This window comes from Polaromonas sp. P1_G2 (assembly GCF_056405515.1).
The window spans coordinates 1-361 of sequence record NZ_JBFUBY010001740.1; the positions used below are offsets into that span (position 1 = coordinate 1).

1 protein-coding gene is annotated in these 361 nt (G+C 62.6%); it reads left to right on the top strand.

Features of this window, described 5'->3' with window-relative positions; all coding sequences use genetic code 11:
* Positions 1–361 (top strand): LysM peptidoglycan-binding domain-containing protein (locus AC1D0P_RS32375; protein WP_477680461.1); only part of this gene is annotated, 361 nt, incomplete at both ends.

Sequence of the window (361 nt, forward strand, 5' to 3'; positions counted from 1 at the left end):
TAAGATCAGTGTCCAGGCGCTGAAGAGCGCCAACCACATGGGCAAAGCGTCCATTCGCGTCGGCCAGAAGCTGACGATCCCGGACGCCAGCACCGTCACCGCCTCGATCCCGACGAAGAAGGAGATCAAGGAAGCGGTCGACGCCAACAAGCCGAAAACCTACACGCCCCCGGTTGCCGACAAGAGCGTCGAGGACGTGCAGAAGACGGCCGACAACAATGAGAAGGCGCCCGACGAAACGGGTATCGGCAAGTTCCGTTGGCCAGTGCGCGGCGCAGTCATCGCCGGCTATGGCCAGAATGTCGACGGCGTGCGCAATGCCGGCATCGACATCTCGGTTCCCGAGGGCACGCCGATCAAG